General features: G+C 67.7%; 5 protein-coding genes. 2 read left to right on the top strand and 3 right to left on the bottom strand.

The window, feature by feature from the left end:
- Positions 1-2,031: RHS repeat domain-containing protein (locus tag AC1D01_RS15110; RefSeq protein WP_477867565.1), on the top strand; the 2,031-nt coding region annotated here is incomplete at its 5' end.
- 537 nt (positions 2,032-2,568) lie between these two features.
- Here the strand turns inward: AC1D01_RS15110 and AC1D01_RS15105 are convergent.
- The 3 genes from AC1D01_RS15105 to hmgA form a co-directional block, all read right to left on the bottom strand.
- A complete protein-coding gene (locus AC1D01_RS15105; protein WP_477867563.1) occupies positions 2,569-4,068 on the bottom strand; it encodes a Do family serine endopeptidase in 1,500 nt (499 codons plus the stop codon).
- Positions 4,069-4,164: 96 nt separating this feature from the next.
- Positions 4,165-5,481: a fumarylacetoacetase gene (gene fahA / locus AC1D01_RS15100; RefSeq protein ID WP_477867561.1), complete on the bottom strand. Its 1,317-nt coding sequence runs from the start codon at positions 5,479-5,481 to the stop codon at positions 4,165-4,167.
- Positions 5,478-6,779, bottom strand: coding sequence for a homogentisate 1,2-dioxygenase (hmgA, locus tag AC1D01_RS15095; RefSeq protein ID WP_477867559.1), 1,302 nt, complete (start codon positions 6,777-6,779; stop codon positions 5,478-5,480). Before hmgA ends, fahA begins: the two co-directional genes overlap by 4 nt.
- A 70-nt stretch (positions 6,780-6,849) precedes the next feature.
- On the opposite strand from hmgA, the gene AC1D01_RS15090 reads away from it, so the two are divergent.
- The coding region (locus AC1D01_RS15090; protein ID WP_477867557.1) for a helix-turn-helix domain-containing protein at positions 6,850-7,096 on the top strand (247 nt) is incomplete at its 3' end.

Below are 7,096 nucleotides of genomic sequence, written 5' to 3'. Positions count from 1 at the left end.
CCGCTGTACCGCGTGAAGGACCACACCGATCCGAAGAGCGGCAAGACGAGCTTCGAGTACGACGGCGGCGACCGCACCACGAAGGTCACCGATCCGCGCAATCTCGTCACCCAGTACCCGCGCGACGGCTTCGGCAACGCGACGCAGCTGATCAGCCCCGACACCGGTCCCGCCGACCACACCTTCAACGAAATCGGCAACCTGCTCACCCGCACCGACAGCCGTGGCGTGCTGACGACCTATTCCTACGATTTGGCCGACCGGCCCACGGGTGCTGTGGCAACGCTCAGCGGCCAGCGGAGCGAATCGGTGACCTGGACCTACAGCCAGACCGGTCCCGGCTTCGCTTATGGCATCGGTCGCCTGACCAGTACCACCCACGAGGCGGGCTCGAACCAATACCGCCACGAGGGCCACGGGCGAGTCGTCAGCGACACGCAGCGCGTGCAACCGGTTGCCGGCGCGAACGCGGCGCAGCTCACCCATGTGGTGACCTACGGCTACACGCTCGGCAACCTGAGCAGCACCACCTACCCGTCCGGTCGGGTTGCTTCGCTGACGCTGCTGCGCGGGCGGGTTCAGGCCGTCAGCCTCGCCAAGGATGCAGGCAGCACCGCGCTGGCACTGATCACCGGCGTGCGCTGGGAGCCGTTCGAGTGGGCGGTGAGCAGCTGGCAATGGAACACCACCGGTGGCCCGTTGCCGCACGAGCGCTTCTACGACCTGAGCGGGCGCATCACGCGCTACCGGCTCGGCCCCGTGTTCCGCGACGTGCGGTACGACGAGGCGAGCCGCATCACGAGCTTCACGCACCTGCTGCCCGACGGCACGTCGCAGCCAGCGCTGGACCAGAGCTTCACGCACGACGAGAACGACCGGCTCACCGGCATCACGACGGCTACTTCCAGTTGGGCGATCTCTTACGACCCCAGCGGAAACCGTGCGAACGTGAGCCTGAACGGCAGTCTGAGCACCTGCAACACGGAGCCCACCAGCAACCGACTCACGAGCATCACGAACCCGGCGCGAAGCTTCGTGTTCGACAACGCGGGCAACACGACGCAGGACAGTGCCGGCTACACCGCGACCTACAACCTGCTCGGGCAACTCGCGACGCTTACCAAGGCCGGCGTGACGACGACCTACACCTACAACGCCTTCGGGCAGCGGGTGCGCAAGGTCAGCAGCACGGGGCCGGCGAGCACGGTGGTCTTCGTGTACGACCAAGGCGGGCACCTGCTCGGCGAGTACGACCCGAACGGTGCGGCGATCCGCGAATACGTGTGGCTGCGCGACACGCCGATCGCGGCGTTCATGCCAGATCCGGCGAACCCGAGCGGCGAGCCGCTCGTGTACTACATCCACGCCGATCACCTGAACGCCCCGCGCATCGTGATGGATCGCGACAACCGCGTGCGCTGGCGCTGGCTGGCCGAACCGTTCGGCACCACGGCGCCGGAGACCAATCCAGAGGGGCTTGCGGTCTTCACGCAGAACCTGCGCTTCCCAGGGCAGTACGCGGACGCCGAGAGCGGTCTGTACTACAACTATCACCGGTATTACGCCTCCGACGGAGGAGCCTATCGACAGAGCGACCCAATCGGTTTGTATGGCGGAAGCTCGTCAACATACACGTATGTAGACGGAAATCCGTTGAGCTTGATTGACCCCGAAGGATTGCAGACGCCCGCACTGTGCGCCAATCCTGCCAATGCCCCAGCTTGCATAGAGGCCGGCCTGCTGGTGAGGCCGGCCGTGACAACCGCGATCCCTATCGCAATTTATCTGAACTATCCAGCCAGGCCCGGCACGCGTGGCATGGTGCGATGCAACTGCAAGTGCTTTGCCAACACGGAATCGGGAGGGCCAAGCAATACTTCTGCAGAAGGTTCTGGAGAGGGGAGCTCCATGAGCGATGCTCAGCGGGAGGCCGAAAAGGAAGCGAAAAAAAACCTTGGCTGCCAAGCCGAACATTGCCAATGTGCATGCATCAACTCAAAGGGCGAAAAATTCAAGACGGGCGGGCGATGATCACAAGCCGGAAAGGAGCATCTCTCGATGAAGACACATGATGTCAATGGCAGGGAAGTCGAAGTCGGTGACGCCGTAAGAGTCCTGTCGATAAGAAGTTCCGTCCTTGATCGACTGAACGCTGACGAGAGATTTCGGGTTGCCGGGATGCGGGGACTTGTTCTGTCTGTCTACGAAATCGACGAATGGGGTGGCGCATGGGTGTCCAAGGCGTGGGCAACCGGCGAAGGCACGTCCGCGACCCACTCCTTGTCGTTGTCCCCAAAGGAAATGGAGAAGGTGGGGAATTGACATGCCCATCCAACTGACCGCCGACGAGATCGCCGAATTGCAACGCCGGTACGGCTACCTCACCAACCCCCAGGCGGTCGACGTCGAACTTCGCCCACATGTATCGCAAGGCGGAGGTCATCCACCTCCTTCTGTCGAACGGTGCCACGACGGACATCGTCAACAACTTCGGCAGATTGCCTGCAGAGTCATAGAACTGAAAAAGCCGACCCGAGGGTCGGCTCTTTTCTTGCGGCAGAGACCGCGTCAGCCCAGGTTCACCGGCACGAAGATCCGCTCGCCATCGCGCTCGACCAGCAGCGCCACGCTCTTCGGCTTGCCGGCCATCACGGCCCGCACCTGCTCGATCGACGTGACCGGCTTGCCGTTGATGGCCAGCAGCACGTCGCCCGCCTCGATGCCGGCGCGCGCCGCCGGGCCGTCGACGTTCTCGATCACCAGGCCCTGTTCCAGCTTGCTCTGGCGCTTCTCTTCGCGCGTCAGCTGGCGCAGCGACAGCCCGAGCTGCACGCCCTGCGAATCGCCGCCGTTGGCCGATGCCACGTCCTCGTCCGGATCGGCACCGCCCAGCTTCACGTCGATCGAGCGCTCGGCCCGGTCGCGCCACACCGACAGCTTCACCTTGTCGCCGGGCGCCGCGAGGCCGATGCGGCTCGACAACGCGCCGGAGCGCACGATCGGGTCGCCATTCACCGCGGTGATCACGTCGCCCGGCTTCAGGCCGGCCTTCTCGGCGGCGCTGTCCTTGCTGACCTTCGCGACCAGCGCGCCGTCAGGCCGCTTCATGCCGAACGACTCGGCCAGGCTCTGGTTCACGTCCTGCACCGCGACACCCAGGCGGCCGTGCGTGGCGCGGCCGGTCGCGACGATCTGGTCCTTGACCTTCAGCGCGACATTGATCGGGATCGCGAAGCTCAGGCCCTGGAAGCCGCCGGTCTGCGAGTAGATCTGCGCGTTGATGCCGATCACCGCACCGCTGCCGTCGAACAGCGGACCGCCGGAGTTGCCGGGGTTCACCGCCGCATCGGTCTGGATGAAGGGCACCACCGCGTCGCCGGGCAGCGAGCGACCCTTCGCGCTGATGATGCCGGTGGTGGCGGTCTGCTCGAAGCCGTAGGGCGCGCCGATCGCGAGCACCGGGTCGCCGACCTCGATGTTCTGCGGGTCGCCCAGGCGCACGATCGGCAGGTCCTTGGCCTGGATGCGCAGCACCGCGATGTCGGTGGCGGCGTCCGAGCCCAGCACCTTGGCCGAGAACTCGCGGCGGTCGCTGAGCTTGACGGTCACTTCCTTGGCTTCGCGCACCACGTGGGCGTTGGTCAGGATCAGGCCGTCGGCGCTGATGATGAAACCCGATCCCTGGCCGCGGAACGGCACCGACGGGTTGCCGCGCTGGCCGCGCTGCTGGAAGCCCGGCAGGCCGCGGAAGAACTGGAAGAACGGATCGTTCTCGGCGCCGGGCGGCAGCCCTTGCTGCTGTTGCTCCTCGGCCGAGGCCTTGTGCAGGCCGGCCACCGTGACGCCGACGACGGCCGGGCCGGAGGTCGCGACGATCGCACGGTAGTTGGGCACCTGGCCCGCGGCCGCCAGCATCGGCACCGGTGCCGGCGCGGTCGAGGTCACGGCGGCGGGCTTCGCCTCGGGTTTGCTCCTCAGCCACTCGGGCGTCAGGCTGAAGGCGCCGGCCGAACCGGCGGCCAGCAGGCCGGCTGCGGCGAGCGCAGCGGTCAACGACTTCATCTTCATGTGATCTCCTGGGGACAAGCGTCGCGGGGGATTCCGCATGAGACGAAAGATAAGGGCCCGCGGTTAGAACTCGATTAGGGGTTGGTGAAGCGAGGGTTAAGACCGCGCCGCCAGCACCTCGGCCACGCACGTGCCGAAGCCGATGCGCCGCTGCCCGTCGCGCTCGCAGAACGCCCGCAGCGCGACGCTGTCGCCATCCTGCAGGAAGCGCCGCGTCTCGCCGTTCGGCAGCGTGATCGGCAGCTTGCCGCCCTGCGTCAGCTCCAGCAGCGAGCCGCCCTGCTCCGGCAACGGCCCCGATTGCGTGCCGCTGCCCAGCAGGTCGCCCGGGCGCAGGTTGCAGCCGTTGCTGCTGTGGTGCGCCACCAGCTGCGCGAGCGTCCAGTACGCGTCGCGGAAGTTCGACTGCATCAGCCGCACCGCCGCATCGCCGCGCGCGCTCATCGCCGGCGTCTGCAGCCACACCTCCAGCACGATGTCGATCGCGCCCTGCGCGCGGTTGGCCTCGCCGTCGAGGTGCGGCAGCGGCTGCGGCCGGTCGGCCGCCCGCTCGAACGGCCGGCGAAACGGCTGCAGCGCCTCCATCGTGACGATMCACGGCGACAGCGTGGTCGCGAAGCTCTTCCCGAGGAAGGGCCCGAGCGGCTGGTACTCCCAGGCCTGAACGTCGCGCGCCGACCAGTCGTTCAGCAGCACCAGCCCCGCCAGGTGGTCCTCGGCCCGCGCCATCGGGATCGGCTCGCCGAGCGCGTTGCCGGGGCCGATGATCGCGCCGAGCTCCAGCTCGTAGTCGAGCCGCTGGCAAGGCCCGAACACCGGTGCCGCGGCGTCTGTCCTGTACTGCCCGCGCGGGCGATGGAAGGCCTGCCCGCTGACCTGCAGCGACGAGCTGCGGCCGTGGTAGCCGATCGGCACCCACTCGTAGTTCGGCAGCAGCGGCTGCTCCGGGCGGAACAGTTTTCCGACGGTCGTCGCGTGGTGGATGCCGGTGTAGAAATCGGTGTAGTCGCCGACCTTGCAAGGCAGCGCCATCGCGGCCTGGGCCTGCGGCACCAGGCAGGATTGCAGCCACGGCTCGTCGTCGGAGCCTTCGCGCAATGCATTCGACAACGCGGCGCGCAGCGTGCGGCGTGCCGCGGCCCCCAGCGCGATGAAGGCGTTGAGATCGCCGCGCGCCAGCGGCTCCATCACCCGAGACACCTCGGGCGACCACGGGCACAGCTCGTGCGCAAGGCGCAGGTCGAGCACCATGTCGCCGATCGCCACGCCGCCCCGCCAGGGCTCGTCGCTGCCCTGCCGTCGAAAGCGCCCGAGCGGCAGGTTCTGCAGCGGAAAGTCGGTCAGCGGATCCTGCGCCGAGGCGACCCAGCTGCGCAGCCCCGCGTCGTTCGTGTCGTCGAGAGCGTCGCTCATTGGAATCCATCCTTCAGGTTGCGCCAGCAATCGGCATACGCGGCATCGAGCGCGCCGCCGTTCATCGCCCAGTCGGTGGGCCGGAAACGGTAGCGGCTCTCGAACATGAAGGCCAGCGTGTTGTCGAGCTTGTGCGGCGCGAGCGGCGCATTCGAGGCGCGCTCGAACGCATCGGCATCCGGCCCGTGCGGCACCATGCAGTTGTGCAGGCTGGCACCGCCAGGGCGGAAGCCTTCGGGCTTCGCGTCGTACTGGCCGTGCACCAGGCCCATGAACTCGCTCATCAGGTTGCGGTGGTACCAGGGCGGGCGGAACGTGTCCTCGGCCACCAGCCAGCGCGGCGGGAAGATCACGAAGTCGCAATTGGCCGTGCCCGGCGTGTCGCTCGGCGACGTGAGCACCGTGAAGATCGATGGGTCCGGGTGGTCGAAGCTGATCGAGCCGATCGCCATGAAGTCCGCCGTGTCGTACTTCAGCGGCGCGAGGTTGCCGTGCCAGCCGACCACGTTGAACGGCGAGGCCGCGCAGCGTGCCGACCACAGCCGGCCGCCGTATTTCTTGATCAGCTCGTGCGGTGCCGCGTCGGGCTCGAAGGCCGCGACCGGCGCCTGGAAGTCGCGCGGGTTCGCGAGGCCGTTGCTGCCGATCGGCCCCAGCTCCGGCAAGCGGAAATGCGCGCCGTGGTTCTCGCAGACGTAGACCCGCGACGGCCCGTCGACCGCCACCTTGAACGCCAGGCCGCGCGGCAGCAGCGCGATCTCGCCGGGCGCCACCTGCAGCAGGCCGAGCTCGGTGGTGATCATCAGCGTGCCCTGCTGTGGCACCAGCAGCATCTCGCCATCGGCATTGACGAAGGCGCGCTGCGTCATCGAGCGGTTGATGAACGCGATGTGCGCGGCCATGCCGACCTGCGCATCGACATCGCCGTTGACGACGATGCTGCGCAGCCCGTCGACGAAGTCCAGCGGCTCGGCCGCGGCCTCGGGCACCGCGGTCGGCGCCCAGCGCAGCGGGTCGGGCGGCGCCGCCACGCCGTCGGCCGCGCCGCTCTTCCACCACGGCTGCGCATACGGCGCGTAGCCGCCGACCACCACCGACGGCTGGCGCCGGTACATCCAGGTGCGCCGGTTCTCGGCGCGCGGCGCAGTGAAGGCACTGCCGCTCAGCAGCTCGGCATACAGGCCGTGCGCCGCCTTCTGCGGGCTGTTGCGGCCGAGCGGCAGCACGCCGGGCACCGCCTCGCTCGCGAACTGGTTGCCGAAGCCGCTCTGGTAGCGCAGGGGTTCAGGTGAAGCCATGGCGGGTCTCCTTGATTTTCGACAGCAGATTCGTTACTGTCTAATCAATTCTACATACACGAATTCCAGGATGACTCCCAGCACCCCTCGTGGCATCCAGAGCATCGAGGTCGGCGGCCAGCTGCTGCGTGCGCTCGCCCACCACGGCCGGCCGATGGCCTTGAAGGACCTGGCGCGCGAAGCCGGCATGGCGCCGGCCAAGGCCCACCCCTATCTCGTGAGCTTCGGCAAGCTCGGCTTGATCGCGCAGGATGCCGCGTCGGGCCGCTACGGGCTCGGTCCGCTCGCGATGGAGCTCGGCCTGATCAGCCTGCAGC

It is taken from the genome of Rhizobacter sp. P3_B12 (genome assembly GCF_056402895.1).
The sequence above is the reverse complement of the archived record's forward strand: the minus strand, read 5'-3'. Positions and strand labels throughout refer to the sequence as shown.

Excerpts from the sequence above, each read along its gene's own strand:
- AC1D01_RS15105 (WP_477867563.1), bottom strand. The coding sequence starts at position 4,068 with ATGAAGATGAAGTCGTTGACCGCTGCGCTCGCCGCAGCCGGCCTGCTG.
- hmgA (WP_477867559.1), bottom strand. The coding sequence starts at position 6,779 with ATGGCTTCACCTGAACCCCTGCGCTACCAGAGCGGCTTCGGCAACCAG.